This is a genomic window from Blautia faecicola (assembly GCF_004123145.1).
Taxonomy (GTDB): domain Bacteria; phylum Bacillota; class Clostridia; order Lachnospirales; family Lachnospiraceae; genus Oliverpabstia; species Oliverpabstia faecicola.
Genome location: NZ_SDKC01000001.1, coordinates 2,758,486 through 2,784,152, shown reverse-complemented (window position 1 = coordinate 2,784,152; position 25,667 = coordinate 2,758,486). Strand labels below are relative to the sequence as shown.

General features: G+C 45.6%; 24 protein-coding genes. 22 read left to right on the top strand and 2 right to left on the bottom strand.

Annotated features, from left to right (window positions below):
• Positions 1-3: 3 nt before the first annotated feature.
• From ETP43_RS12560 to ETP43_RS12545, 4 genes are all read left to right on the top strand, one after another.
• Positions 4-1,626, top strand: a complete 1,623-nt coding sequence (locus ETP43_RS12560) for a glycoside hydrolase family 36 protein (protein WP_129258409.1) — start codon at positions 4-6, stop codon at positions 1,624-1,626.
• Between the two features lie 219 nt (positions 1,627-1,845).
• A complete protein-coding gene (locus tag ETP43_RS17725; RefSeq protein WP_243114277.1) occupies positions 1,846-2,826 on the top strand; it encodes an SH3 domain-containing protein in 981 nt (326 codons plus the stop codon).
• 48 nt (positions 2,827-2,874) lie between these two features.
• Positions 2,875-5,514, top strand: a complete 2,640-nt coding sequence (locus ETP43_RS12550; protein ID WP_129258407.1) for an RHS repeat domain-containing protein — start codon at positions 2,875-2,877, stop codon at positions 5,512-5,514.
• Between the two features lie 79 nt (positions 5,515-5,593).
• On the top strand, positions 5,594-5,995 hold the full coding sequence (locus ETP43_RS12545; protein ID WP_129258405.1) for a hypothetical protein: 402 nt from the start codon (positions 5,594-5,596) through the stop codon (positions 5,993-5,995).
• A gap of 134 nt (positions 5,996-6,129) precedes the next feature.
• Here the strand turns inward: ETP43_RS12545 and ETP43_RS12540 are convergent, their stop codons facing one another.
• A complete protein-coding gene (locus ETP43_RS12540; protein ID WP_129258403.1) occupies positions 6,130-6,969 on the bottom strand; it encodes a hypothetical protein in 840 nt (279 codons plus the stop codon).
• A 203-nt stretch (positions 6,970-7,172) separates the two neighbouring features.
• On the opposite strand from ETP43_RS12540, the gene ETP43_RS12535 reads away from it, so the two are divergent.
• The 10 genes from ETP43_RS12535 (at position 7,173) to ETP43_RS12490 (ending at position 16,075) form a co-directional block, all read left to right on the top strand.
• On the top strand, positions 7,173-7,583 hold the full coding sequence (locus ETP43_RS12535) for a hypothetical protein (RefSeq protein WP_129258401.1): 411 nt from the start codon (positions 7,173-7,175) through the stop codon (positions 7,581-7,583).
• Between the two features lie 45 nt (positions 7,584-7,628).
• Positions 7,629-8,663 carry a leucine-rich repeat domain-containing protein gene (locus tag ETP43_RS12530; RefSeq protein WP_129258399.1) on the top strand — a complete coding sequence of 345 codons (1,035 nt, stop codon included), beginning with the start codon at positions 7,629-7,631 and terminating at the stop codon, positions 8,661-8,663.
• A gap of 511 nt (positions 8,664-9,174) precedes the next feature.
• The gene (locus ETP43_RS12525) at positions 9,175-10,032 is read left to right on the top strand and encodes a hypothetical protein (RefSeq protein ID WP_129258397.1); all 858 of its coding nucleotides are present in this window, start codon (positions 9,175-9,177) and stop codon (positions 10,030-10,032) included.
• Positions 10,033-10,175: 143 nt separating this feature from the next.
• Positions 10,176-10,631 (top strand): hypothetical protein, encoded by a 456-nt coding sequence (locus tag ETP43_RS12520; RefSeq protein ID WP_129258395.1) that lies wholly within the window; start codon positions 10,176-10,178, stop codon positions 10,629-10,631.
• 207 nt (positions 10,632-10,838) lie between these two features.
• Positions 10,839-11,063, top strand: coding sequence for a hypothetical protein (locus ETP43_RS12515; RefSeq protein WP_022400029.1), 225 nt, complete (start codon positions 10,839-10,841; stop codon positions 11,061-11,063).
• 11 nt (positions 11,064-11,074) lie between these two features.
• Positions 11,075-11,269, top strand: coding sequence for a hypothetical protein (locus ETP43_RS12510; RefSeq protein ID WP_129258391.1), 195 nt, complete (start codon positions 11,075-11,077; stop codon positions 11,267-11,269).
• A gap of 136 nt (positions 11,270-11,405) precedes the next feature.
• Positions 11,406-12,488, top strand: coding sequence for a M24 family metallopeptidase (locus ETP43_RS12505; protein WP_129258389.1), 1,083 nt, complete (start codon positions 11,406-11,408; stop codon positions 12,486-12,488).
• Between the two features lie 119 nt (positions 12,489-12,607).
• Complete coding sequence (locus ETP43_RS12500) at positions 12,608-13,297, top strand: GntR family transcriptional regulator (protein WP_243114276.1); 690 nt, start codon at positions 12,608-12,610, stop codon at positions 13,295-13,297.
• 104 nt (positions 13,298-13,401) lie between these two features.
• Complete coding sequence (locus ETP43_RS12495) at positions 13,402-14,598, top strand: NADP-dependent isocitrate dehydrogenase (protein WP_022171963.1); 1,197 nt, start codon at positions 13,402-13,404, stop codon at positions 14,596-14,598.
• A 37-nt stretch (positions 14,599-14,635) separates the two neighbouring features.
• A complete protein-coding gene (locus ETP43_RS12490) occupies positions 14,636-16,075 on the top strand; it encodes a citrate/2-methylcitrate synthase (protein WP_129258387.1) in 1,440 nt (479 codons plus the stop codon).
• A 149-nt stretch (positions 16,076-16,224) separates the two neighbouring features.
• Here the strand turns inward: ETP43_RS12490 and ETP43_RS12485 are convergent, their stop codons facing one another.
• Positions 16,225-17,022, bottom strand: coding sequence for an HAD-IIB family hydrolase (locus ETP43_RS12485; RefSeq protein WP_129258385.1), 798 nt, complete (start codon positions 17,020-17,022; stop codon positions 16,225-16,227).
• A gap of 254 nt (positions 17,023-17,276) precedes the next feature.
• On the opposite strand from ETP43_RS12485, the gene ETP43_RS12480 reads away from it, so the two are divergent.
• The 8 genes from ETP43_RS12480 to ETP43_RS17720 all read left to right on the top strand — a co-directional run bounded on the left by ETP43_RS12480 (position 17,277) and on the right by ETP43_RS17720 (position 25,620).
• Entirely contained in the window at positions 17,277-17,915 is a 639-nt protein-coding gene (locus ETP43_RS12480; protein ID WP_129258383.1) for an endonuclease III domain-containing protein, read from the top strand.
• A gap of 12 nt (positions 17,916-17,927) precedes the next feature.
• A complete protein-coding gene (locus ETP43_RS12475) occupies positions 17,928-18,455 on the top strand; it encodes a metallophosphoesterase family protein (RefSeq protein ID WP_129258381.1) in 528 nt (175 codons plus the stop codon).
• Entirely contained in the window at positions 18,425-19,915 is a 1,491-nt protein-coding gene (locus ETP43_RS12470) for an N-6 DNA methylase (RefSeq protein WP_129258379.1), read from the top strand. Before ETP43_RS12475 ends, ETP43_RS12470 begins: the two co-directional genes overlap by 31 nt.
• Complete coding sequence (locus ETP43_RS12465; RefSeq protein ID WP_129258377.1) at positions 19,908-21,713, top strand: restriction endonuclease subunit S; 1,806 nt, start codon at positions 19,908-19,910, stop codon at positions 21,711-21,713. Before ETP43_RS12470 ends, ETP43_RS12465 begins: the two co-directional genes overlap by 8 nt.
• Positions 21,714-21,730: 17 nt before the next feature.
• Complete coding sequence (locus tag ETP43_RS12460) at positions 21,731-22,579, top strand: Cof-type HAD-IIB family hydrolase (protein WP_164979704.1); 849 nt, start codon at positions 21,731-21,733, stop codon at positions 22,577-22,579.
• Positions 22,580-22,707: 128 nt separating this feature from the next.
• The gene (locus ETP43_RS12455; RefSeq protein WP_279222201.1) at positions 22,708-23,589 is read left to right on the top strand and encodes a YitT family protein; all 882 of its coding nucleotides are present in this window, start codon (positions 22,708-22,710) and stop codon (positions 23,587-23,589) included.
• 188 nt (positions 23,590-23,777) lie between these two features.
• The gene (locus tag ETP43_RS12450; protein WP_129258371.1) at positions 23,778-24,344 is read left to right on the top strand and encodes a phosphatase PAP2 family protein; all 567 of its coding nucleotides are present in this window, start codon (positions 23,778-23,780) and stop codon (positions 24,342-24,344) included.
• Positions 24,345-24,441: 97 nt separating this feature from the next.
• The gene (locus ETP43_RS17720) at positions 24,442-25,620 is read left to right on the top strand and encodes a C39 family peptidase (protein ID WP_243114275.1); all 1,179 of its coding nucleotides are present in this window, start codon (positions 24,442-24,444) and stop codon (positions 25,618-25,620) included.
• Positions 25,621-25,667 lie beyond the last annotated feature (47 nt).

The following is a 25,667-nucleotide window of genomic DNA, read 5'->3' as shown; positions in this document are numbered from 1 at the left end:
ATTATGCAAAAACAATACAGATTAGGAATTCCTTCGTTTATTACTGTAGAGACAGAAGATGGCAGCTGGATCGGGGAGAAGGATGCACAGAAAACAGAAAAAGACGATGTTGTTGTAACATATGAAACCACACCGGAAGCAGAAGAAGTCTGGCTGACCGCAGATCAGACAAAGGTAAAGACGATCAAGCTTCGTTGGAATACACCGGTAGATAAAAAATCACGGATCCTCGGCGGCTCCTGGGAGAGAACGTACGGGGATGTGGACTGGAAAGGTGTCAGCGGCAGCCGTTTTATGCCGTGGTATTTTCTGGCAGCGGTCGGAGAAACTGTGACAGGATATGGGGTCAAGGTAAGACCTTCCGCCATGTGTTTCTGGCAGGCAGATACCCGTGGAATTACACTGGTGATGGATGTGCGCTGTGGCGGTACCGGTGTGCAGCTTTCCGGTAGAAAACTTCGGGCTGCTCAGATCGTAGCGATGCAAACTGAAGGAATGGGGACTTTCGAAAGTGCCAGAGAGTTTTGCAAAGTCATGTGCACCGATCCGATCTTACCGGACTATCCGGTTTATGGAAGTAATAACTGGTATTATGCTTATGGAGACAGTTCAGAAGAAGAGATCCTGCAGGATACCGACTATATCGTGGAACTGACCAAAGGTGTGGACAATCCGCCGTATATGGTGATCGATGACTGCTGGCAGGAACATCACCGCCTGAATGAGTACAATGGTGGTCCATGGAAAAAGGGAAATAAAAAATTCCCTGATATGAGTGCACTGGCAAAAAAACTGGAAGAAAAAGGCGTACGCCCTGGCATCTGGGTTCGATTCTTATTGAATGAAGAAGAGACGATTCCCAAGGAATGGAGATTATCCCATAACGATTGTCTGGATCCTTCCCATCCGGGAGTCCTTTCCTATATTCAGGAGGATGTGGAAAGGATCTGTAACTGGGGTTATACACTGATAAAACATGATTTTACCACTTTTGATATCTTCGGAAGGTGGGGCGTGGAGATGAACCCGTTCCCGACAGAGGACGGATGGCAATTTTACGATACTTCAAAGACCAGTGCGGAGATTGTAACCGGACTGTACCAGGCAATTTATGAGGCTGCGAAAAAGCACCATACTCTGATCATGGGCTGTAATACCATCGGCCATCTGGGGGCAGGTCTGATGCAGCTGCAGCGAACCGGAGACGATACCAGCGGTATCACCTGGGAGAGAACAAAGAAAATGGGAGTCAACACTCTGGCATTCTGTCTGCCACAGCATGGAACATTTTTTGATGTGGATGCGGACTGCGTAGGTATTACGGGTTCCATCCCGTGGAGCCTGAACCGTCAGTGGGCGGATGTTGTTGCAGAGTCCGGAACCTCTCTGTTTGTCTCAGCAAAACCAGGAGTGCTGACAGCAGAAGAAAACGAAGAACTGCACCAGATTATGTTAAAAGCATCCCGGCAGGATCATCACAAAATCCCGTTAGACTGGGAAGAAACCGACTGCCCGGAAGTGTGGGGAGACGAAGAGGAAGAAGTAGAATACAACTGGTACGAAGAAGCCGGACCGGTAGCAAAAGGAAATGACCAACTGTATCATGCGTATATTCCGCTGTCATAAAATAAATGAGGTGATTGCAAGAGGCGAAAAGTTTTTCAAAGGCTTTTCGCTTTTTGCTTGTCGTAAAAAAGATTATTTCAGTGAAAGTAAAAAATATAGTATTGTATAAAAAGAAAAAGAGAGCCTGGATGAAATATTAGAATTCGCAAAGAATATTACTGTTTTGCCTGACAGAAAAATATGATACTATATGATAATAAGTAAGAATGTCAGAGAAAGGTGCAGAAATGGGAAGTTATCTGTACAGAACAGAAGTATATCTGCGTGAGTCGTCCAAGGAGATTTGGAAAATCCATGGTGGCAAATATGCTTGCAGGAGAACGGGTACAGATTAATACGGGAACATTTTCCAATGATATGACGAATTTCCAGGGGAAAGATGATGTAGTAACGTTACTGATTCACCTGGGATATCTGAGTTATCACTGGCCGGATAAGACGGTTACGATTCCGAATAAAGAGGCTATCGGACAGGCGGTGGATTCCAATGGGGTCACCTGGTATCTGACCTATCTGATCAAGGACAGGAAATTGTATACCGGCTATATGATCTCGCAGTTTATTGACTTTTCGTCACAATTTGCAACCGAGTCAACAATCGGGGTTGTAGATGCAACGAAATTGAATGTCCGTCAGGGGGCAGGAACAGGGTATGCGGTCATCGATACGCTGGAACAGAATCAGAATCAAAATGTCCATATCGTAGACTATGTGACGAGTGCCGTTGGTCAGAGCTGGGATGTGATTGCCTATGAAAAGGACGGGGAATACCGGATCGGATGTGTTTTAGGAGCTTATATCTACAGTACATGGATGCAGCCATCCATAGAACCGATGCAGACGGAAGTGTTGGATAAGCATGTCTTTTATGTGACGGGAAACCCGGCAAAGGTAAAGAAGCTGACGCAGACGCTATGGATCTCCGGAAAAGCCGGGGACAGTTATATGGGCAATGTATGGGGATGCGGTTATCCGACGGAACGGAAAGACGGCCGCGTGTTCGGACTGGAAGTGGCGTTTGTCGGGGCAGACGGCAGCAGGGAGGCTTATACGAGTGAATTTAAGGCAGATACGACAACCTGGCAGTTCCTGAATGATATCTTTATCCCGAAAAAAGCGTATGAGAAGATCGAAGTCAGCTGTGTCTACAGTTACGAAACCAATGTGGCAGCTTTTGACGGTCTTGCCCTGTACCGGTAGGACTTTGCAGAAAGCTATCTGTACGATGACAAGGGAAACATCGTCAGTGTGCAGGAAAATGCAAAGACAAAAAACAAATTTGATTATGACGGGAACAATAACCTGATCAAGATGACCGACCCGAAAGGCTATTCCTTCCAGTATACCTATGATACCAGACATAACGTAACGAAAGCGGTATCCACGGAGAGGATGACTTATCAGTTCAGCTATGACAGTTATGGAAATGCGAAAGAGAGTAAAATCGTAGATGCGGATATAGAAGAAGAATATATCCGTTCCACGGCGGATTATACCGCAGACGGTGCATACCTGCAGCGCATCACGGATGCACTGGGCAACCGGACAAAGTATGCATATGAGGAGGAGACCGGACTGCTCGCAGAAGTAACGGATCCCAGTGGCAACGCAACAAGTTATGCTTACGATGCGGCAGACCAGCTGACCGGTGTGACAGACGGTACCGGTCAGATCCAATATAGCTACGAAAATGATGAACTCAGACAGATCCAGATCAATGACCCGGAAAGCGGAACGGTATACCGGTTCGAAAATGACGGGTTTGGAAATGCAAAAGCAACCTATGTCGGGGACAGCTGTCTGGTATCACAGACCTACGAGGAAAAAAACGGGAACCTGCTGGCGGAAACGTATGGAAACGGCTATGTCTACCAGTATACATACGATGATATGGACCGGGTGACCGGGATCCGTCTGACAGACCCGTCCGGGGAGGAATACCGGCTGTATGAGTATGCGTATGACCGGGAAGGAAACCTTGCGGTGGTACGGGATATCCGGGAAGACCTGGGAGAAGAAACCATCGAGACCCGATATTTTTATGACCTGTCAGGAAGACTTGTCTATTACCGGAACGACCGGGACGAGGACTATCGGTTTACCTATGACCTGAATGACAACGTGGAGAAAGTGGATCAGGGAAACCGATACCGTGCAACGGCACTGGAATACGGGTACGACCGGGACAACCGTGCGATCGGTGTGACGAGCGGGGAGTGTACGGAAGCAGTATTTTATGATGGCTTAGGCAGGGTTGTCTCAAAGGCACTGGGAAAGATCTTTGAACAGAGGATCCAGTATGGTTACCGGGAAGGGGCAGACGGCAGCCAGTCCGACCAGTTGGAACGGTTTTCCTGGCAAGGTTTGCAGAACAATTACGAGATCCATTACCAGTATGATGCGAATGGGAACATTACGCAGACCACAGACGGAAAAGGAAAGATCCAGTACACCTACGATACCCGTAACCAGCTGATCCGGGAAGACCGGGAGGCAGACAGGCAGACGATCACCTATGCGTATGACAAAAATGGCAACCTGTTACAGAAAAACCGATACGAATACCAGCCGGAAGCCGCTATGGAGACCTTAGCGTCCGCCACCCCGTCAGAAACAAAGATCTACCGTTATGAAGGAAACTGGAAGGACCAGCTGACATCGTATAACGGGGAAACTATTGCGTATGACGCCATGGGGAATCCGACCGTATACCGTGGGATGGAGATGGGTTGGAAGAACAGCAGTGAACTGACGGAGATCGTAAAAGACCAGACAACGATCCGGTACCGCTACGACAAAGAAGGGATGCGTAACCGGAAGTACCTGTCGGATGGGACAACGGTCCTGTACCAGGTACAGGACGGACAGATCATCGGGGAACAGCACCTGCGGGAAGACCAGGAGAAACCGCTGTATGAGATGACCTTCAGCTATGATGCGGATGGAACCCTGTTTTCGATGAACTGTGACGGAAAAGATTACTACTACATCCTGAACCCGACGGGAGATGTGATCGCACTGGTAGACACCGGGTGGAACACTGTGGTAAGCTATGCATATGACAGCTGGGGAAAGGTAACCGCAATCGAAGGCAACCAGGATCTGGGAAAGAAAAACCCGCTGCGCTACCGTGGATATTACTGGGATGAAGAGACAGGGCTGTATTATCTGGCAAGCAGATATTACGACCCGGAGGTTGGACGGTTTATTAATGCGGATGATATCAATGTACCAGGTATGAACTTAACCGTATCAAGTAATAAAAATCTGTATGCCTACTGTGATAACAATCCGATTACCAGAACTGATTTGAGTGGAGAATTTTGGCACTTAGCAATAGGGGCTGTAGTGGGAGCAGCATCTCAATATGCGGCTAATGTTGTCTTGAAGTTAGGCGAGGGCAATTCATTAAAAGAAGCGCTGTTGGTAAAAAAGGAAGAAATTCCAGGTTTAATGGGGGCAGCCTTTTCAGGATTATTAACAGCAACTGGAATTTCAGCGGGCGGATTGACAGTAGCGAATGCAGCAATTAACACAGTAACATATTTAGCAGAATGTGAAGTTACAGGGACAAAAGTAAATAAAAAAACATTGGCTATTAATGTGGCAATTGGTGCGGTAGGAGATATAAAGGGAGATGGCGGAATTAATGGAAAAAAACTAAGTGGGATTTGGAAAGAATCAAACCGACAATTAAAAAGGTTAAAGTCCGCTAAGAAAATAATGCGATATACAGCCAAAAAGACTACTGTGAGAAAAACAGTTGTTAAAAAAGTTGGAGAAACATTTTGGTCTTCGTTTAAAACTAATATCGGTTATCCTAAATTTGGAAAATGGATAAAGAAAAAATGGAAGACAGTAAAGAAGATATGGAAAAAATACAGATAATATATGTTTACATCTCCTTTCTCTTCTTTTTTTATTGGTTTGTGTAAGCGGAATAGCCATATTGGAAGGAAAAAGTTGAATGAGAATATATAAGAAAAATACATTGATTTATAAAATACGTGTATGGATGATTTTATATTTGGGAGTAATTCAGACATTGAACTATGTTATTCTAGGGATAGTGATGAAGGACGAGAAAGCGGCATTTAGAACGATATGTGTGATGGGATGCTTATCATGTGGTTTATTTGTACATCTAGTAATAAATGATTTTCAAAGAGATTCGAGCGGTAATGGATTACTTACGGAAATTATAACTTATATAGGATCTATTTTAGCGGTAGGAGAATTTTTATCTGAGTTTTGGTTTGTGACAGCAGGGGGAATAGAAACTATAATTGTGTTACTTGGAATAGTAGCAGTTTTGCAGAGACAAAAAAATATTAACGATGGGAAAAGAAAACCCAATAGAAAGAAATGATTCGAAGAGATTATGAAAAAAAGTTTGTGAAATAAGATCTTTGATCAAAAAATAAGACTACAGGTAGGAAAATATGCATCTGCAAAAATCCTATGTGTAGTCTTGTTTGTTATAAAAGAATGAAATCCAGAACTTTATTTCGCCTTCAGTCCGGTCAGCTCCTCGAAGATCGGTAATTCGTAACTGGGGATATAAATTCCATAAATCTCTCCACGGTATGATAGTTCCATAATATGATAAGACTTACAGTGAATAGAACCGATATTATCGCTGGTCAGTTTATACTGTTTATAAATACCCTTGTTAAAAGGTTCGTCCTTGTTCCAATCCATAACTGTAACGGGTTTTCTGATTGTCTGAATTACCTGGATGGATGACAAGGGGAAAGCATATTTTCCATCCAGATCGACAAGATACAGATTCTCGCTGTCTGTGAAGATATGGAAGGACATGTTGGTGAGAGGAACTCCCTTCTGTGCCATTTTTATTGTTTCATTTTCTTCTTTATAACAGAAAGAAAGCACATCAACCTCCCGCGCATTGTCCGGGACGGAAAGTTCTGCCAATATTTCCTTCTCAATCGCGTCAGAGTCAGAAAGTGTGCGTTTCGTCTCTGTATCTTCCAAAACCTGTCGCTCTTTTCGTTTTCCCAAAATGAAAAGCAGAACCCCAATGATCACACAGACAGCGAAAAGCCAATACAGCCAGGGAGCATTGTGATAGCTTTCTGCCGGGGAAACATCAGCCCGCAGGAGACCGCCAATGATTATTAGGGCGATCAGTTCACAAGCGTACATAACGACACGGAGCGGAAGGGGAAGCTGGGATTTCTTTACGATTTTTTGCGTTTTTCCGGACACGGAATCTAAGGCATCTGTTAATATAGCAGATGGTTTTGCAACCAGAAATTCATTACCGTTGAGCAGTTCATTGCCCTCATCGGAAGAAAGGTTAATTCCTAAAAAAGGTTTCATAATCAATAATCTCCTGAGATTTTTTAGAAGGTGTTTCTCTGATTTCCATTGTAACATGTTTCAGATAAAAGGCAAAGAATATATTCGCTCCGTATTACAGATTCATTCGTTGACTGACAGATATGATATTCTATATAATGTAATTATACATACTGAAAAGTAACCTGCGGGGTGTCAGAGGACTTATTTTACGAGGGATAAAAATGTGGAACGAAGAGATGATCATAAAGTTATTTTTTCAAAAACATAAAAAAGAAAGACTTCTATGGGAATTATCAACGAACAAAAGAGAAGAAGCATTGAAGTCTTTACATGATTTAAAATATGTAAAAAGAGAAATAATGCATTCGATACCATACTATACAGAAAAATACTTGGAGAAGGAACTTAAAAAATTTGGGAATTTTACAAATGTATATTACATGGGATTGTCGTATACCGGAATGTTACCTCTGAAAAAAGCAATCGAGAGATCACGGGGAGAAGATGAGGGATGCATTATTTATTGCGGAGAGGGAATTGGATATTGTCATACGGATCATGAAGAAGGTGCTCCGCTGGCATATCTGTTAAAAGTGAAAAATTACAGGGATATCGAGAAAAATTATGAGTAGCAGAAAGAATGTAATTCTTCCAGAAAATGGTTAGGCGGATAGAGTATGCGAGAAAAGGATGATGAGAGAATGTGTGTGGAATATGATATATATAAAGGTTTTACGGTGATTGATGATTTTCCATTTATTGCGATACGGCACCCATGGAATGTCCATGATGCAATTATCATTCATGAGATGGATGATATAAACTTCAGACGAGATAGGATACCCAAACATTCCATAGAAGAATATGTAGAGTTTATAAATGAACGAAAAATAACACGTGCACAGATAGAAATGAAAGATTTGAGCTTCCTGAAAAGGTGTCCTTCCTTAAACTGTTTGGATATAAGTTTACGCGAAGATGCAACGGAAGATTTTGATTATTCACCGTTATACGAGTTACCGGAAATACAGGGACTTTCCTGCCAAAATACTGCAGATGATTTTTCAGACTATCCGCTGGATTACCCATTGGTGGAAATCGATTATTCAAAGGTTCACGGGCTGGTTGATTTAATTGTGGAGTGGAACAGAAAGGCGTTGAATATTGACAAAATTGATACATTGCGAAGTCTTTATATTAGAGGATATAAGAGCAAAACGAAAAATCTGCAAACATTATTTTCAAGTAAGCATTTGCAGCAGCTGACTATGGTTGGCGGGAATGCGACTTCTCTTGATGGGATTGGGCAAAGTGAAAAATTGCAATGCTTATATCTATACTATGGAAAATATCTGAAAGATATCAGTGTTTTGGAAAAAGTAAAGAAAACATTGCAACTGTTATGTATCGAACACTGTCCAAATATTCAAGATTATTCCGTACTCGAAAAAATGGAGAACCTTCAGACTTTGATAATTTACGGGAATAATAAAATCTCCGATATTCAGTTTATCCGAAAGATAAAAAGCCTGAAGCGGTTCTGGTTTAGCGTGAATATTCTGGATGGAGATCTAAGCCCGTGTCTGGAGTTAGGAGAAGCTACGAGCGTGGTTAATCGAAGAAACTATAACCTGAAAGATAGCGAATTACCGAAGAACTATAAAGGTCCGTTTGGAACGGAGGGGATAGAAAAATGGATGTTGCATGAGTAGAGTTTTTTGGGGAATGTTCCATTGGCAGAGAATGAGGGATTACATGGTTTTTAGACTGCTGTCTTTGGAAAAATAACAGAATACTAAGAATAAGACTACAGAAAGGATGGGATGCATTTGCAAACTCCTCTCTGTAGTCTTGTTTGTTATAAGAAAGAATGGTATTCAGTATCTCTTCCAGTCAGTTCTTCGAAAGACAGTAATTCATAACAGAATATGTAGATTTCAGGAGGCTTATCAGGATGTGCCAGTTTCAGATATCAAGGATTTAAAGCCATAAAGATAATGGAGAGGAAGCGGAACAAATATTGTTTGACGAATCCGCCTTTTCAGAGTATGATAACCATAAGCATTTTATTTCTATTTCTTTACGGCATACAGCCGTATCTAATTCATTCAACCGCGTTCGCGGACTTAGAAATTTCCAATGCAAAATTAAATAAGAAAAGGGCAGAGGAGGATTCTGGGAAAGCGAAAGGCAGATCCTTCTCTTGCAAGCAGGAGGATTAGTATGAATGGTAATGTAGCAAAAGATTACAAAGATCGCTTATTCCGTATGATCTTTAATGACCGGGAAAAATTGCTGGAGCTTTATAATGCGATGAATGGATCGGACTATAAAGATGCCAGTGAACTACAGGTGGTGACACTGGAGAATGCGATCTATTTATCAATGAAAAATGATGTGGCTTATGTGCTGCATGATGAACTGTTTTTATATGAGCAACAGTCTACAAAAAATGCAAATATGCCGTTGCGCTGTCTGTTTTATGCAAGTGACACGTATTCGGTATTGGTGAAGGACAAGAATATTTATGGTACGAAGATGCTTCCGCTTCCAGCGCCTACGTTTGTGGTGTTTTATAATGGAAAGCAGAAGATGGATGAGGAAGGCGAGCTGAGACTTTCGGATGCATTTGTGAAGAAACAGGAGAATCCGAATCTGGAAGTGATTGTAAAAGTAAAAAATATCAATATGGGAAACAGCCAGGAACTTTTTGAAAAATGCAGACCGATGCGGGATTATATGATCTTTGTGGATAAAGTAAGAAGGTATTCACAGGAGCAGACCTTAGAAGATGCCGTGGAGCAGACGATTCGGGAGTGCATGGAAGAAGACGTGATGGCTGATTTTCTGAAGAGGAACAGGGCGGAGGTTGTAAAAATGTGTCTTTATGAATATGACGAAGAAAAACAAAGAGAATTCGACAGGGAGGAAGGCAGAGAAGAAGAGCGCCAGAATACCCTGAGAGAAAAAGCACGGGCGGATGAAGAAAAAGCACGGGCGGATGAAGAAAAACTTCGGGCAGATGAAGCCTTTCGGAAAATTGCTATGTTGGAAAAACAACTGGCAGAGTTAAAAGAGTAAAAGAAAAAATATGGTAAGTGACTGTGTTCGGTATTACAGATTCATTCGTTGACTGACAGATATGCTATTCTATATAATGTAATTATACATACTGAAAAATGAACCTGCGGGGTGTCAGAGGACTTATTTTACGAGGGATAAAAATGTGGAACGAAGGGATGATCATAAATTTATTTTTTCAAAAACATAAAAAAGAAAGACTTCTATGGGAATTATCAACGAACAAAAGAGAAGAAGCATTGAAGTCTTTACATGATTTAAAATATGTAAAAAAAGAAATAATGCATCCGATACCATACTATACAGAAAAATACTTGGAGAAGGAACTTAAAAAATTTGGGAATTTTACAAATGTATATTACATGGGATTGTCGTATACCGGAATGTTACCCCTGAAAAAAGCAATCGAGAGATCACGGGAAGAAGATGAGGGATGCATTATTTATTGCGGAGAGGGAATTGGATACTGTCATACGGATCATGAAGAAGGTGCTCCGCTGGCATATCTGTTAAAAGTGAAAAATTACAGGGAGATCGAGAAAAACTATGATTGCACATTTGGAACTGAGGGGATAGAAGAATGGATGCTGCATGAGTAGAGAGTTTTGGGGAATGTTTCATTGGCAGGGAACAGGTTATTACATGGAGTTTAGACTGCTGTCTTTGGAAAACAACAAATATTAAGAATAAGACTACAGAAAGGATGAGATGCATTTGCAAAACTCTTCTCTGTAGTCTTAAAAGTATCACAAAAATGAATGCAACGAGTAAAATGGGAAACTTTTAGGAGAAATGGAGAAAGTGTAATGGAAATAAAAAGTCTGTTGATTAAAGATACAACGAAAGAAGAAAGAATCCGTATTGTGCAGGAAGGGCTGAATCAGTGCGGCGGAGCATGTGATTTCTGTAATGGTTGCGACAACCTGGGTGGCGGATCCGTGGATACTTTTTATGAACCGTATATTAACGGAGAAAAAGAATTGCGTGAGATTAACGAAGAGTACAGAAAAAATATGGGACTTGTGAGATAGGTGGTGAGTATATGAGACCGCCGGAGATAGAACATTCTACGGAAGAAGAGCGAAGACAATATATAAAAAATACCTTCCGATGCATTGCGGATTGTGATATGTGTGGATTGTGTACGGTATTTCACGGAAAAGATCCGGAACTTGCCTATGCGGATTATATCAGTGGGAAGCGGGATTATCTGGAAGTATCGAAGGATTACAGATAAATGTAAGGTTTCCTGGTTTTCTATGGTATATAGAAGAAAACAGGTGTATAATGCAGGGCAGAGACCGTGAGAAACGCGGGTGCACCTTGGAAATTCATAAGAAAATATCGGGTGCAAAAAGAAAGGACGAGGAAAGATGGACATGACGAGAATAGAAAAAGTAATCGAAGGCATGCGCCAGATGAATCTGGAACAGTTTCTTGTGACGGATCCGATGGCTGTGTATTATCTGACGGGACAGTATTATGCATGTGGAGAACGTATGATGGTTCTCCGACTGGATGTGGAAAAAGAGCCGGTACTGGTGATCGGAAAGCTGTTTCCGCAGGATGAAGAAAAACTGGGAATCAAAGTCGTATACTTTGATGATACCGATGACTGTGTGGAAGTTCTGGCTTCCCATATGAGAAAAGGCGGAACTATCGGTATCGACAAAACGTGGCCGGCGCGGTTCCTGCTTCGCCTGATGGAACTGCAGGTGGGAGATGCTTATGTCAATGCATCCACAATTATCGACCATATCCGCCAGATCAAAACAGCAGAAGAACAGGAAAAGATGCGCGTGGCCTCCCGTTGCAACGACACCAGTATCGAAGAACTGATTCCACTGGTAAGCAAAGGAATGACAGAAGCGGAACTGGGAGAAGAACTCCTGAAAATCTATCTGAAAAACGGTGCCCAGGGACATTCCTTCGAGCCGATCATCGCATACGGCGCCCATGCAGCAGATCCGCATCATGAAACCGACGATTCAAAGGGAAGTTATGGCGATGCCGTCGTTCTGGATGTGGGATGCCTGGTCAACGGATACTGTGCCGATATGACAAGAACCGTCTTTATCGGAAAAGCCAGCGAAGAGGCAAAGAAAATCTATGAGATCGTCAAAGAAGCCAACCGCCGCGGTATCGAAGCAGCAAAACCGGGCGCAAGATTCTGCGACGTAGACCGTGCAGCCAGAGACTACATCGAAGAACAGGGCTACGGTCAGTACTTCACCCACCGTACCGGACACAACATCGGACTGGAAGTCCACGAGTTTGGCGATGTCTCCTTCACCAACGAAGAAGTCCTGAAACCAGGCATGTGCTTCTCCGTAGAACCGGGCATCTATGTCCCAGGCGGCGTCGGCGTAAGAATCGAAGACCTGGTCCTGATCACCGAAGACGGCTGCGAAGTCCTGAACCACTTCACAAAAGATCTGATCGAAGTCGAAGCATAAGAGAAAATAAAAAAGAAATAGCACCCAAAATGCTATTTCTTTTTTATTTTCTCTTAATTTTATTGTTGACATATCTCGTATAATTGCATACAATTATACCAAGATACAGAAATACAAGCATGCAATTAAAAAATAAAGCGAAAAAGCACAGAATCAATCTGGAGGCAACTATGGAATATCAGGAACAATCCCTCGGAGGACAGATCTTCAACCGGATCCGGAACGACATTCTCTCCGGCAACTATGCACCCGGCGAAGAACTGAAAGAAGCGACCCTGGGAAAACAGCTGGGTGTCAGCCGGACACCGGTGCGGGAGGCCCTGCGGCAGCTGGATCTGGAAGGTCTGGTGGAGATTGCACCGAACCGAGGTGCCAAAGTAATCGGCATCTCCCGGAAAGATGTGGAAGACATCTATCATATGCGGGCAAGACTGGAAGGTCTGGCGGCACGAAAAGCTGCGGAAAATATCAAAGAAGAAGAACTGGCAGAACTGGAAGAAGTGATCCTTCTGTCCGAATTTCATGTAAAGAAGCCGGAGAGCAAACAGATGGTCCGGCTGGATGGAAGATTTCATGAGATCATGTACCGGGCATCGGGAAGCCGGATGCTCGAACACGTGCTGACGGATTTTCTCCATTATGTAAAAATGGCGCGATCCCATTCCGTAAAGACAGAACACCGCGCGCAGGAATCCGTGAAAGAACATAAACGGATCCTGGAAGCAATAAGACAACGAGACGGAGATCTTGCAGAACAGCTGGCAAACGAACATATTCAACATGTAATCGAAAACCTGGATCTACACTGAAAGATATCAATAAGATCTGTAAAAGAGAAAAACCAGGAACCGCAAACGGTTTGAAAGATAGAAAAGCAGAATAAGATAAGAGAATAAACAGGAGGAGACAAATAATGAGTAAAATTCAGATGACAACACCACTGGTAGAGATGGACGGAGACGAGATGACAAGAATTCTGTGGAAGATGATCAAAGATGATCTGCTGCTTCCTTACATCGACCTGAAAACCGAATACTACGATCTGGGTCTGGAACACAGAAACGAAACCGATGATCAGGTAACCATCGATGCAGCCATGGCAACCAAGAAATACGGTGTTGCAGTCAAATGTGCAACCATTACTCCAAACGCCGCACGTATGACTGAGTATGATCTGAAAGAAATGTGGAAAAGTCCGAACGGAACCATCCGTGCGATCCTTGACGGAACCGTTTTCCGTGCTCCGATCGTTGTGAAAGGTATCGAGCCATGCGTAAAAAACTGGAAAAAACCAATCACCATCGCAAGACATGCATACGGTGACGTGTATAAAAACACCGAGATGAAAGTTCCGGGACCTGGAAAAGTAGAACTGGTTTACACCGCAGAAGACGGAACTCAGACAAAAGAACTGGTCTTTGATTTCAAAGGACCTGGCGTGGCACAGGGCATGCACAACCTGGACAACTCCATTGAGAGCTTTGCAAGAAGCTGCTTTAACTATGCACTGGATACGAAACAGGATCTGTGGTTTGCAACCAAAGATACTATTTCCAAAAAATACGACCATACCTTCAAAGACATTTTCCAGGAAATCTTTGATGCGGATTACAAAGAAAAATTCGAAGAGGCAGGAATCACTTATTTCTATACACTGATTGATGATGCCGTAGCCCGTGTGATGAAATCAGAGGGCGGTTACATCTGGGCATGTAAAAACTATGACGGCGATGTGATGAGCGATATGGTATCCTCTGCTTTCGGTTCTCTGGCAATGATGACCTCAGTACTGGTATCCCCGGACGGCTACTACGAATACGAAGCTGCACACGGAACCGTACAGCGTCACTACTACAAACACCTGAAAGGGGAAGAGACCTCCACAAACTCCGTGGCAACCATCTTTGCATGGAGCGGTGCCCTGAGAAAACGTGGAGAACTGGATGGCAACAAAGAACTGATGGATTTTGCAGATCGTCTGGAAGAAGCGACCATTCGCACCATCGAAGAAGGAAAGATGACAAAAGACCTGGCTCTGATCACAACCATGGAAAATCCGACCGTATTAAACAGTGAAGGATTTATCAAAGCAATCGCTGAGAATCTGTAAGAGCAGGAAAAATAGAGAGAAACAAGGAGGAATTCCCATGGGAGCAGAAGAATTTCTGAACATAGAAGAAGAACATAAACGAGAGTTTAGCGAACTGTTACAGTATTGTCTGGCATCCGGCCGGATCGACCAGAACCTGTATCAGGAATATGATGTAAAAAGAGGACTGCGTGATTCCAGCGGAAAAGGTGTACTGACCGGTCTGACAGAGATCTCGGACGTTGTCGGTTATACGTATGAAGACGGAAGAAAGATCCCGGCAGACGGACAGTTATTTTTCCAGGGATATAACGTAGCGGATATGGTGGCGAGCCTGGAGAAAAGAAAAAAAGGCTTTGAGGAAGTCATCTATACCCTGCTGTTCGGACGTATCCCGAACGCAAGACAGTCTGCGATGTTTAACGATCTGCTGTCGGATATGATGAATCTGAACAACCGTTTTATCCGTGATGTTGTCATGAAAGCATCCAATGAAAATATCATGAATGCCATGCAGCGATGCGTGCTGACTCTGTACACCTACGATGATAATCCGGATAACACCAGCGTGGAAAATGCCCTGCGCCAGTCCATGCAGCTGATCGCAAAAATGCCGCTGATCGCTGTATATTCGTATCATTCTTACCGGCATTTCCGTCAGGATGAAAATCTGCTGATCAAAAACCCGAAGAAAGAGTACAGCTTTTCTGAGAACATCCTGTATATGCTCCGCGAAGACGGTCAGTTTACCGAACTGGAAGCGAAGGTTCTCGATATCGCGCTGGTACTTCATGCAGAGCATGGTGGTGGTAACAACTCGACGTTCACGAACCATGTGGTAACCTCTTCCGGAACAGATACCTATTCCGCAGTTGCAGCCTCCATCGGTTCCCTGAAAGGACCGAAACACGGTGGTGCAAACCTGAAAGTACAGGATATGTTTGAAAATATCATGGAAAACTGTCCGGACTGGGAAAATGAATCTTCCCTGAGAGATTATCTGAATGACATTCTGGATAAAAAAGTCTTCGACCATGCAGGTCTGATCTACGGTATGGGACATGCGGTTTATACACTGAGCGATCCGCGTGAAGTAATCCTGAAACGATATGCAAAATTCCTGGCAGAAGAAAAAGGAAAGACCAGAGAATTTGCCCTGTATGAGAAAGTGGAAGCGATTGCAGGCGAGCTGATCATGCACAAGAGAAAACTGTTCAAACCGGTATGTGCAAATGTCGATTTCTACAGTGGATTCGTTTACACGATGCTTGGCATCCCGAGAGAGCTGTTCACCCCGATCTTTGCGATCTCCCGTATGGCAGGATGGTCCGCACACCGTCTGGAAGAGCTGGTCAACGCCGGTAAGATCATCCGTCCGGCATACCGTTATGTGGGACACCACAGACCGTATCTGGAAGTGGAAGACCGTGAGGAACAGAACCCGTTCACAGAGGAATACCAGAGAAAATATAAGATTAAGAGCATTAAAAATGCATAAATAAAAGCAAAAATCCGTCTGACAGAAAAAATCTGTCGGGCGGATTTTGGTATATACGCGGGTAATGAGGCAAAGTCCGGGCTTGCACAAGACCTTGACGACTGCCGCAATAGTGAACGGGGAGGGCAACGAGCCAGAAGGGTGGTGAATCAGATCAGTCCGTAATGAGCCATTGCTTTCATCAGTCCGTCATTTTCCACAGTATCTGTGACATACTCCGTATACGGATCGAGCACAGGGTCGTGATGTCCCAGAGCCACGGTGTGTTTACCATAAGTAAACATGGCAAGGTCATTACTGCTGTCACCGAAGACATAAGCATCATCCAGCTCCAGTCCGAAGTGTTTTAGGATAAAATCGATGGCGGTTCCCTTGGAATATCCTTTCGGTACAACTTCATAGACACCGCCCAGGCGGTCGATCAGATCCATATCTTTTGCCAGAGCAGGGAGCAGGGTGTCGATATCGGTCTGCTCGTCGGTGTAGATGACAAATTTGTCAAAGTCGCAAAGTCCGCTTTCGATATAGTGCTCTCTGGTCAGTCCCAGTGTGGCGAGATACCGGCAGGTTCCCTCCAGTTTTGCAAACCGGGTAATGTGGGAGGAGCGGTAGCAGTCCTCTTTTCCCTCAAGAAGAAGCCCTGCATTTGACGCCCTTACCTGACGGATGATCTCCGCCTGACGCTCCTTTGGGATCTGCGTGGAGGTGAGCACCTCATCGTTGTATACAATATAGCTTCCGCAGCCACACAGATACCCGCTGAACGGCAGCTGACAGATCATCGGCGGCAGACAGCAGATGGTTCGTCCGGTGTTGATAAATAAAAGATGTCCGAGATCATGGGCTTTTTGCAGAGCCGCAGAGGCAGATTCCGGGATTTTACCGGTAATCTCACTTAAAATTGTTCCGTCAATATCAAAAAATAATGCTTTCTTATTTGTACTCATGTTGATTCTCCATATCACCTGTGTTTTCATAAAATTGCAGTTTATTATACAGCCGGAGAATCGGAAATGTAAATATAAAATAAGAAGAAAAATGGATTCGGGGGATTTCAGAGGGGGCAAAGTATGTTAAAATAGAACTATTCAGCGGGAAAACAGTAACCCGCAGAAAAGGATAAAAAGAAAGCTGTTTCGGAGTGTGTAAAATGCAAAGATGCGGAACAGTTATAAACAGAAAATTTTCAGGAGGAAAAAAAATGACCAAAAAACAGAGAACCCTGGAGATTATAGAGCGGTTGAAGAAAGAATACCCCGATGCGGCGTGCACCCTGGATTATGACCAGGCGTGGAAACTGCTGGTGAGCGTGCGGCTGGCGGCGCAGTGTACTGATGCCAGAGTGAATGTGGTCGTGGAGGGGCTGTTTGAAAAATACCCAAGTGTGGAGGCTCTTGCCGAGGCAGATGTGGAAGATATCGAGGCAATCGTGCGCCCCTGTGGTCTGGGAAAGAGCAAGGCGCGGGATATCAGTGCATGCATGAAGATGCTGCGGGATGAGTACGGCGGAAAAGTACCGGACGATTTCAAGGCATTGTTAAAATTACCGGGTGTGGGAAGAAAAAGTGCTAATCTCATCATGGGAGATGTCTTTGGCAAACCGGCGATCGTGACCGATACCCACTGTATCCGGCTGACTAACCGGATGGGACTGGTAGATGGCATCAAAGACCCGAAGAAAGTGGAGATGGCGCTGTGGGAGCTGGTTCCGCCGGAAGAGGGAAGTGATTTCTGTCACCGGCTGGTAATGCATGGACGGGAAGTCTGTACGGCGAGAACCAAACCGTACTGTGACCGGTGCTGCGTGAACGACATCTGTAAAAAGGTGGGCGTAGAGTAGGAGGATGGAACGATGAAAATCGGGATCATATCGGACACACATGGAAAATTGCATCTGCCGGTTCTGGATCTGATCGCGGCCTGCGATGTGGTGCTGCATGCCGGAGATGTGGATAAGAGTCGGACCCTGGATCAGCTCTGGATGCATCTGAAACCGAATGCCCCTTTCTATCTGGTACGTGGAAATAACGACCGGGAGTGGGCAGAACGTATCGCAAAAACACAGCGGTTTTGTCAGGCGGGTGTTTCCTTTTTCATGGTGCACGACAGAAAAGATGTTTCCTGGGATCTGAATGGCGTACAGGTAGTTGTCTTCGGGCACAGTCACAAGTTTACGGTGGAAGAAATCGACGGAAGACTCTGGCTGAATCCGGGAAGCTGCGGCAGACCGCGGTTCGGCGCACCTTTGACGATGGCGGTGCTTACGATCGAAGACGGAGTGGAAAACCAGGAGTGGATGGTGGAAAAAATCACGATTTCCAGTCAGAATGTGGAAAACAGGAGTATAGTATGGAAAAAAATACAACCAAAACAGAAGTAAGAGAGAAAATACAGGAACTTTTAAAAACATTGAAGGCAGAGCAGGAGAAAAAGCCGCTGCGTCTGGTGGAACAGCTGGGGTATCTGATGTATGTCCGCCTGTTTATCGAATCACAGAAGAGAGCCAGCCTGCAGGAGAGCTTTCCGTTTGCCGGATTTCCAATGGAATGGACACCGGGGGACGAAGAAGTGGAGGATGGTCAGCGGATCTGGCAGCTGCAGTATCAGGTGCAGTATTGTTCTTCGATGGTGGAGCCGGGACATTTTATGGAAACTGCGAAGCTGGAAGAGAACGGTCTGTGGATGAGAGAATTATGTAAACTCATTGACTGGACCGCAGATCACTGTGACTGGGAAGAAGGGATGCCGCATCTGTTCGGTGTGATGCTTGAGGAGATGCTTCGCCAGATGTATGCCTGGGGAACGACCGGACTGTTTCTGATGCCGGAGAATCTCACGGAAGCACTGATCCGGCTGGCAGATGGCCGCAAGATCGAAAAAGTCTGGAATCCGGCGACGAGAACCGGTGGTTTCCTTGCGGCAGCACACCGGCAGTATCCACAGTGGCAGTTATACGGATGTGAGGAAGAGAAAAATCAGTGGCAGATTGCCCGGATGCTGCAGTTTTATCATGGCGGCGGCATGGAGGGAATCCGTCGGGATGATCCGCTGGAAACCGACCGCATCGATAAAACCGGGGAGCGCACGCCGGAAGGAGAAGTGCCTACGTATGAGGAATATGATCTGATTGTGACGAATCCACCGGTTGGAGAACTGCCGATCGAAGACCAGGAACGCTACTGGATCAGTACCAGAAAAGCACAGCTGCAGTACATGCAGATGCTGATGAACCATGTGAAAAAGCAGGGTATGGTGATCGCAGTGGTCAATGAGGGAACCCTGTTTATGTATGATGCAGAGCAGAAGGTTCGCCAGTATCTGTTAAATGACTACCAGATTCAGGGGGTGATTTCCCTGCCGGCGGGAGCATTTTTACCGTATACGGGAAGCAAGGCTTCGGTTCTGATTTTTACAAGAGAAGAAGAGATCGACAGAGAGCAGCCGGTATGGTTTTATGAGATCCAGAACCTCGGATACAGCCTGGACCGCCGGCAGGAGCGTACAGGTGTGGATGATATTCCGGCGATGCTGGCATCCTGGGAGAATCGGAAAGAACTGGCAGATCAGTGGAAGCATCAGTTAGAGGAAGCCGCTGCGCAGAACCAGTGGGAAAATCCGGTTCCGGCACACTGGGAAGAAAAATCCTGCTGGTTCGCAAGTCTGGATACGATCGCAAAAAATGACAATAACCTGTCAGCAGGAAGATACAAACCATGGAAAGAGCAGGAGACGGTTGTGACAGAGTCCCCGGCGCAGCTTTTGAAAGAACTGGCAGATCTGGAAACCGATACGATGAAGAAAGTACAGGAACTGATGGAGATGGCGAGGGACTATGAGTAAGAAGAAAAATATGTACAAACTGGAATCTCTCGCCCGGCTGATCTCCGGAAGAACACCAGAGCGGGAGCAGAAGGAATATTATGCAGAGACCGGAACGCCATGGGTCAAGATTGAGAATCTGGATCAGGGCTATATCCGGGAGGCATCGGAATACCTGTCGGAACAGGGAAAAGAAAAGGTCAATCTGGTACCGGAAAACAGTGTCTTATTTTCCATTGTCGGCACGGTCGGAAAAGTGGGAATTGCCGGTCGGGAACTTGCTACGAACCAGCAGATCGTATCTCTGATCTTTGACGAGACCCGGGTGCTGCCACTGTACGGATATTATGCACTCCGGTATCATGCGGAAGAAATCCGCAAACTGTCGAATCAGACCACGATGGCGCTGATCAGCAGGAAAACACTGGGACAGTATCGAATCTATGTGCCGGACAGTCTGGAAAAACAGCAGGAGATTGTGGATAACCTGCAGCGATTTGAAGAGATCAAGTTGAAAAAAGAAGAGATGCGAAGCCGGATGGAACGGTATGAGCAGGTATTGTTTCAGAGAATCTTTGCCTCTCAGCTGCGATATGGAGAAAAGGCGAAACTTCGAAACTATCTGAAAGAACCGGTGGGAACCGGCGTTCCGAAAAATGAAGAGCCAAACGGAGAATTTCCATGTGTGCGCCTGGAGGATTTCCGGAAGACCTATCTCACCGGACTTCACGCAGGAGAAAAAGTAGAGGAAAATGCAGGTGCGGACTGGGCGATTGATGACAAATACCGCGTCTGCCCGGGAGATGTCCTTCTTAGAAACGGAAAACTGATTCTGGTGGATCAGGCGGAAGATCCGCTGTATCTGGATCGCAGTGTACTTCGTATCGTGCCGGATCAGGGACAGATCCTGCCGGAAGTCTTATATGCATATCTGAACCAGCCGTGTATGGACGAAGTACTCTACGGAGCCAGAAAAGAAGGAGACAGCCGGAGACGTCCGATCCGTGCCGGTGAGGTGGAAAAACTGATCCTGCCGCATCTGTCCATGAAAAAACAGGAAGACTACAGCCGATGCCTGAAGAAGATCCGCGAAATCGAGAGAAATCTGGATCGGGAAATTGCACTGGCAGAGGCAGCATTTTCCGGTATGGGATGGCTGCTTTTGCGGAAAGAACCTGAGGAAGAGGCGAAGGCGGAAACTGTTTCGGGAGTGGAGACGGAAGAAGCTCAAAAGAAAGATCTGGAAACCATGAAAGTTCCGGAACAGGAAGCAGGTGAAGCGGATCAGGCAGAAGCCGGGGGGCAGGAAGAAACGCCGGAAGTGGTTCCGGGAAACGCCGGACAGCGGACGAAAAGAAAACGGATGGAACTGTCCAAAGAACAGAAAAGGACAGCTCATCTGGTTCTAGGTGTATTGTGTTGCTGGGCACCGCGGGATGAGCGAACCGGTGCATACTGTAAGCGGCGCCAGGAGATTTTCCGGATCGCACAGCCGTATTTTCAGCCGGCGGCGGTTTCCTTTGCTGATAAAAAGGGACAACGGGAATATCTGCTGGAGAAGGATTTTCTGACCTATCGAAACGAGGAACTGAGTAAACGGTACGATACGCCGATTTATCTTTTACAGGAACTTTTACAGGAAGGCGAAAACGGCAATCCGCAGGATGCTCATCTGGCATTCCAGGGTGAGGAAGGGATCGCGACGGATGAACTGTGGAGTACGGCGCAGATCCGGCAGATGGCAGTGCATGGCTGGGAGATGCTGATGGAGTATTCCGGGCTGGGCGCATGCGGATGGCTGGAGCGCGGAGAAAATTGAAAAAGGAGGCAGAGTATATGAAACCGGAGATTCTCATGGTCGGACTGGATCTGGATGGAACGGTATTTAATAACAACAAAGAGATTACAGCACATACCAGAAACGTTCTGGAAGAGGCAATCCGTCAGGGATGCGTTGTGCTTCCTGCCACCGGAAGACCGGAAATCGGACTTCCGAAAGCTTTTTTGGAGATCCCCGGTGTGGAATATGCGCTGACTTCTAATGGTGCCCGTATTATCCGGATCCCTTCCGGGGAGACGGTGTATGAAGAACTGATTCCCTGGGATGTCACGTTACAGGTGATCGAAGTGATGAAACAGTGGGCGGGAGAATCATGCAACTGGGAAACATATTTTGACGGAAAGATTTATGTAGAGGAAGAGACGTATCATTTTGTGCGACACGAATCGATGAGTCCCGCAATGGAACAGTATATCCGAAGCACCCGGACACGCCAGAAACATCTGACAGAGAAAATCCGGGAGGAAAAGATCGGGATGGAAAAACTGCATCTGATCTTTGCCGATACAAAAGAGCGGGATCGCAGAGAAAAGGAATTGCAGCAGATGTTTCCGAATCTGAGTATCTGCCATGCGACACCGTTTAACATGGAGATCATTTCCGGCAAGGCCGGAAAAGGAAACGGTCTGGTGGCACTGGGAAAGATCCTCGGCATCAAAAGGAAAGAGATCATGGCATGCGGCGACGCGCCAAATGACTGGAACATGCTCGAGATGGCGGGACTTCCGGTGGTGATGGCGAATGCGGATGAGGAGACGAAGAAAAAGGCAGCATTTATCACGAAGTCGAATGAGGAAGACGGCGTTGCGTATGCGATCGAGCGATTTGTGTTAAAAAATGAATGACGTATTTGCCTGAATGTCGGAAAACAGATGGGATTCGATACAGGTATGGCAACAGGGAGAAAAAGGAAAAGCGAAGAAAATGAGAAGAAACCGCGCAGACGGAAAAGGAAAGGAGTTTATGCATGACTTTGAAACAACAACTTGGAAAGCTGAAATGGAAGAATTTTCTCTTCCTCACGGTTGCCGGTATGGTGAATGCCTTCGGAGTCACGATGTTTATAGCCCCGGTAGATCTTTATGACAGCGGAATCTCCGGAACATCGATCCTGTTGTCACAGCTGACACCGGAATGGCTGTCACTGTCCCTCTTTTTGCTGGTATTGAACATTCCGCTGTTTTTATACGGACTTCGGAAACAGGGTATCGTATTTACCATCTATGCGATCTACACGGTGGCGGTCTATTCGTTCGGAGCATGGCTGATCACGGATGTACTGCCGGTGGATGTAAGCATCGTATCGCCGCTTGCCGGATCGGATCTGCTTCTCTGCGCTATTTTTGGCGGGCTGATCTCCGGTATCGGAAGTGGTATGGCGATTCGGTTTGGAGGAGCGATGGACGGCATCGAAGTTCTCGCCGTCATCTTTGCAAAACGGCTGGGAATTACGGTTGGTACGTTTGTGATGGCGTATAACCTGGTGCTGTATATCATCTGCGGATTTGTGATCCACAGCTGGATCTTGCCGCTGTACTCGATCGTAACCTACGGGGCGGCACTGAAGACGGTGGACTTTATTGTGGAAGGTCTGGATCGATCTAAAGCGGCTACCATCGTAACGGTTCACCCGGATGAGGTCTGCGCGGCACTCTCCGAAGCCTTTGAGTGCGGCATGACGATCACCGAGGCGAAAGGATATTATTCCGATTCCCCGAAGACGGTGGTGTACATCGTGGTAAACCGTTTTCAGGTAGGAAAAATGAAAGAACTGGTCCGTGAAAATGACCGCTCCGCCTATATATCGATCGCAGAGATCGCGGATGTGTACGGGGCAAATACGGATAAAGCCTGAAACGACAAAAATATAATTAAGAAGAAAGTGAGTAACTATTCAGTAGGAAATATTCCGCGAGGTGTTTTGGCATGAACATGCCAAAATCCCGAGACATACAAGTCAAAATGTCATCACCGAAGGTGATTTTAAATACATTTTGGCTCGTAACTGTGAAGGTACTGAACAGTTACAAAAGTGAAAAAGATATGGATGGAAACATTCTTTTATGGATACAGGATCACCTTCGCTGGGAGGGCATGAACTGGTTCTGGAAAGGGATCACTTCCCTGGGAAACGGCGGATGGTTCTGGATCGCATTATGTATCCTGATGGTTGTATTTGCAAAAACGCTCGGAGAAAAATATCCGATAAAAAATGGCAACTGCTCCTGGGCGGTGATTGGAAAAGCCGGATGGTATGGTCTGTTGTCGATGGGAGTCGGCGCGCTGATCACCAATGTGTGTCTGAAAAATCTGGTAGCACGCACACGGCCGTATGAAGTGGTGGAAAGACTGGTGCCGCTGATCAGCAAACCGACGGATTATTCTTTCCCGTCGGGACACACCTGTGCATCCTTTGCCTGCACGCTGGTGCTGTACCGGATCTTACCGAAAAAATACGGTGTACCGGCAGTGCTCCTGGCGGCGCTGATCGCATTTTCCCGCCTGTATGTGGGCGTGCATTATCCGACCGATGTGCTGGGAGGTCTGGCCGTCGGAATCTTTTCTTCCTGTCTGGTTTTGTGGATCGGAAAGAAGAGGACGAAGAAATAAGAAAATCTTAAAAGAAACGTAATTGTCTGCCCGTGTGGTGTTCTTTATAATAAGAGAGAAAAGAACGCCATCCGGGCAGAAAGAGGTTTAGAGGGGAATGGGAAAGAAAATATTGAAATTGTTACTGTATCTGATGGCAGTGGTCGGAGTGCTCATCTGGCTGGACAGTACAGAAGGACTGACAGAAGAAGGGGCATTGATCATTTTTGGCATTGCATTATTGGCGTATTTTGTGATGAAACTGATCGGCTTTTTGGCAAAGAGACGCAGAATAAGAAGAGAAAGAGCGCGGAAAGCCAGAAGAAAACGTGAGTTGCGGGAAGTAAACAATCACAGAGTAAAACAGGGAACGGGTCGAAAAGCGGAAAATAATCGATCAGGAAAATGGAAAAGCAATGTAGAAACATATGTGCCGGATGTGGAACAATGGAAAGAAAATGTTTCGGTAAGTGGGTGGCAGAGAGAGAGAAGTCAGATAACATCCGTTGCTGCGACAGCGGCATCACAGGAAAACTACCGGAAACAGCAAAAAATACATAATCAAAGCGGTCATAAATTTCATATGACACGGAAAAAAATAGTCTGGACCGTCGGTTTGCTGGCCACATTCTGCATCGTTGTGCTGGCAGGGAAAACCTGGATCCGGCAGCACGAGCAGATTCCGGAGAGCCTTCTTAACATGGAAGAAAAATATCCGGAGGCTACAGATTTTGTAAAAAATTATCCGAAGCGAAGACACTATCAGACGATAGATATTTCATCCGAAGTGGAAACTGCCAGAGAAAACAGTGAGATACCGTATTTTTTGCAGTGGGATGAACGCTGGGGGTATGAAACCTACGGCAGCGATTTCCTTGCCGTCACCGGCTGCGGTCCAACCTGCCTGTCCATGATCACCTGTGGTCTGACCGGCTCCGAAACATGGAATCCCCTGACCGTAGCTCAGTTTTCAGAAAAAGAAGGCTATTACGTTCCGGGTGAAGGAACCTCCTGGTCGCTGATGACCGAAGGTGCCAACAACCTGGGCCTCACAGCAGAAAACATCCCGGTAACACAAGAAAACATCCTTGCCGCCCTGCGGTCCGGCATCCCCCTGATCTGTTCCATGTATCCGGGTGATTTTACCTACACAGGTCACTTTATCGTTCTGACCGGTATCGATGAAAACGGTGCAATTACCGTCAACGACCCAAACAGCCCCGCCAACACCAAAAAACACTGGTCCATGAGCGAAATATTACCACAGATCCGTCAAAGCTGGGGATACCGTACCTGAACATACGGTATCCCTTTTTTGTATATAAAGATATGAGTGTCAAAAGG

What these genes read in the sequence shown, in the direction of transcription:
- ETP43_RS12560 (WP_129258409.1), top strand. Translation starts at nt 4, where the DNA reads ATGCAAAAACAATACAGATTAGGAATTCCTTCGTTTATTACTGTAGAG.
- ETP43_RS12545 (WP_129258405.1), top strand. Translation starts at nt 5,594, where the DNA reads ATGAGAATATATAAGAAAAATACATTGATTTATAAAATACGTGTATGG.
- ETP43_RS12540 (WP_129258403.1), bottom strand. Translation starts at nt 6,969, where the DNA reads ATGAAACCTTTTTTAGGAATTAACCTTTCTTCCGATGAGGGCAATGAA.
- ETP43_RS12535 (WP_129258401.1), top strand. Translation starts at nt 7,173, where the DNA reads ATGTGGAACGAAGAGATGATCATAAAGTTATTTTTTCAAAAACATAAA.
- ETP43_RS12530 (WP_129258399.1), top strand. Translation starts at nt 7,629, where the DNA reads ATGCGAGAAAAGGATGATGAGAGAATGTGTGTGGAATATGATATATAT.
- ETP43_RS12525 (WP_129258397.1), top strand. Translation starts at nt 9,175, where the DNA reads ATGAATGGTAATGTAGCAAAAGATTACAAAGATCGCTTATTCCGTATG.
- ETP43_RS12520 (WP_129258395.1), top strand. Translation starts at nt 10,176, where the DNA reads ATGTGGAACGAAGGGATGATCATAAATTTATTTTTTCAAAAACATAAA.
- ETP43_RS12515 (WP_022400029.1), top strand. Translation starts at nt 10,839, where the DNA reads ATGGAAATAAAAAGTCTGTTGATTAAAGATACAACGAAAGAAGAAAGA.
- ETP43_RS12510 (WP_129258391.1), top strand. Translation starts at nt 11,075, where the DNA reads ATGAGACCGCCGGAGATAGAACATTCTACGGAAGAAGAGCGAAGACAA.
- ETP43_RS12505 (WP_129258389.1), top strand. Translation starts at nt 11,406, where the DNA reads ATGGACATGACGAGAATAGAAAAAGTAATCGAAGGCATGCGCCAGATG.
- ETP43_RS12500 (WP_243114276.1), top strand. Translation starts at nt 12,608, where the DNA reads ATGCAATTAAAAAATAAAGCGAAAAAGCACAGAATCAATCTGGAGGCA.
- ETP43_RS12495 (WP_022171963.1), top strand. Translation starts at nt 13,402, where the DNA reads ATGAGTAAAATTCAGATGACAACACCACTGGTAGAGATGGACGGAGAC.
- ETP43_RS12490 (WP_129258387.1), top strand. Translation starts at nt 14,636, where the DNA reads ATGGGAGCAGAAGAATTTCTGAACATAGAAGAAGAACATAAACGAGAG.
- ETP43_RS12485 (WP_129258385.1), bottom strand. Translation starts at nt 17,022, where the DNA reads ATGAGTACAAATAAGAAAGCATTATTTTTTGATATTGACGGAACAATT.
- ETP43_RS12480 (WP_129258383.1), top strand. Translation starts at nt 17,277, where the DNA reads ATGACCAAAAAACAGAGAACCCTGGAGATTATAGAGCGGTTGAAGAAA.
- ETP43_RS12475 (WP_129258381.1), top strand. Translation starts at nt 17,928, where the DNA reads ATGAAAATCGGGATCATATCGGACACACATGGAAAATTGCATCTGCCG.
- ETP43_RS12470 (WP_129258379.1), top strand. Translation starts at nt 18,425, where the DNA reads ATGGAAAAAAATACAACCAAAACAGAAGTAAGAGAGAAAATACAGGAA.
- ETP43_RS12465 (WP_129258377.1), top strand. Translation starts at nt 19,908, where the DNA reads ATGAGTAAGAAGAAAAATATGTACAAACTGGAATCTCTCGCCCGGCTG.
- ETP43_RS12460 (WP_164979704.1), top strand. Translation starts at nt 21,731, where the DNA reads ATGAAACCGGAGATTCTCATGGTCGGACTGGATCTGGATGGAACGGTA.
- ETP43_RS12450 (WP_129258371.1), top strand. Translation starts at nt 23,778, where the DNA reads ATGGATGGAAACATTCTTTTATGGATACAGGATCACCTTCGCTGGGAG.
- ETP43_RS17720 (WP_243114275.1), top strand. Translation starts at nt 24,442, where the DNA reads ATGGGAAAGAAAATATTGAAATTGTTACTGTATCTGATGGCAGTGGTC.